Origin of the sequence: Arthrobacter sp. TS-15, assembly GCF_006964045.1 — a bacterium.
Classification (GTDB): Bacteria; Actinomycetota; Actinomycetes; order Actinomycetales; family Micrococcaceae; genus Arthrobacter.
In genome coordinates this window covers 1-1,199 of the sequence record NZ_SDXQ01000108.1, presented here as the reverse complement: position 1 = coordinate 1,199, position 1,199 = coordinate 1, and the positions used below count along the sequence as shown (strand labels likewise).

Genomic DNA, 1,199 nt, shown 5'->3' with positions numbered 1-1,199 from the left:
GTCTCGTGGGCTCGGGCGAGGTCATCACGCCACGGTACGACGGGATCGTGCCGTCGGGTGACGTGAACCGCGCATCCTGTCCGGGCCCTGTCGCCCCGGCGGTTTCCCGCGCACGCTGGCCTCACCATTCGACGGGCGGCGCCCTTGGACGGCGCGTCCGGGAAGGAGCCCGGCATGCTCCTCGGCACCTGGAACCTGGAGAACCTGTACCGGCCCGGCGGCGCGTTCGGACCGCGCAGCGAGGCCGCGTACAAGGCGAAGCTCACCGCTCTGGCCTCGGTCGTCACGGAGCTGGACCCCACGCTGCTCGGCGTGCAGGAGGTCGGCGATCCGGAGGCGCTGGCGGACCTGGCCGGGATGCTGGACGGGGACTGGCACATCGCGCTCTCGGAGCATCCGGACAGCCGTGGCATCCGGGTCGGCTTCCTCAGCCGCCCGGAACCTCGGACGATCATCGACACGAACTCCTTCCCCGCACCGCTGCGCCCGGTTCAGGGTGACGACGACGGAGAACCGGTGTCGAGGACGGGCCGCGGCTTCCTGGCCACGGAGATCAGCGTCCAGGGGATGACGCTGACCGTGGCGGTCTGCCATCTCAAGTCGAAGCTGCTGACCTTCCCGGGCGGCCGGTTCCAGCCGCGGAACGAGGGCGAGCGGGCCCGCTACGGCGCGTACGCCCTGTACCGGCGGGCCGCCGAGGCCACGACTCTGCGTGCCGTCGCCGACAGCCTCCTCGACGGCAGGGGCAAGGAGCGGAACGTGGCCGTGCTCGGCGACCTCAACGACGAGGTCGTGGCCGCCACGACCCAGATCCTGCAGGGCCCGCCGGGTTCGGAGATCGGCACGCCGGGTTTCGAACGGCCCGACAAGGGCGACGCGGCCCGGCTCTGGAACATCGCGCCCCTCATCCCGGAGGAGCAGCGCTTCTCCCGCGTCCACTCCGGCCGCCCCGAACTGATCGACCACATACTGGTCAGCCGACTGCTGCTCAACCACGTGACCGGGGCGGGGACGGGGACACCGGCCCGGGAGACCCCGCTGCCGTCTGTCGACGAGAACGCGGGGGCACGGCGGGACGCGGCGGGGTCGGACCATGCGCCGGTGTGGGTGCGGGTTGAGCCCTGAGGACTCGTCTGAGGGGCATCCCTGAGGGGAGCCTTCGCGGAAGCCCTGGCGGGTTCGTCGGTCAGGCGCTGAGG

At 72.0% G+C, this 1,199-nt stretch carries 1 protein-coding gene; it reads left to right on the top strand.

Features of this window, described 5'->3' with window-relative positions; genetic code table 11:
- The first annotated feature begins 174 nt into the window (after positions 1 to 174).
- Positions 175 to 1,125, top strand: coding sequence for an endonuclease/exonuclease/phosphatase family protein (locus EU811_RS23090; protein ID WP_142940570.1), 951 nt, complete (start codon positions 175 to 177; stop codon positions 1,123 to 1,125).
- Positions 1,126 to 1,199 lie beyond the last annotated feature (74 nt).

Coding starts and splice junctions, on each gene's coding strand:
- EU811_RS23090 (WP_142940570.1), top strand. CDS start 175: ATGCTCCTCGGCACCTGGAACCTGGAGAACCTGTACCGGCCCGGCGGC.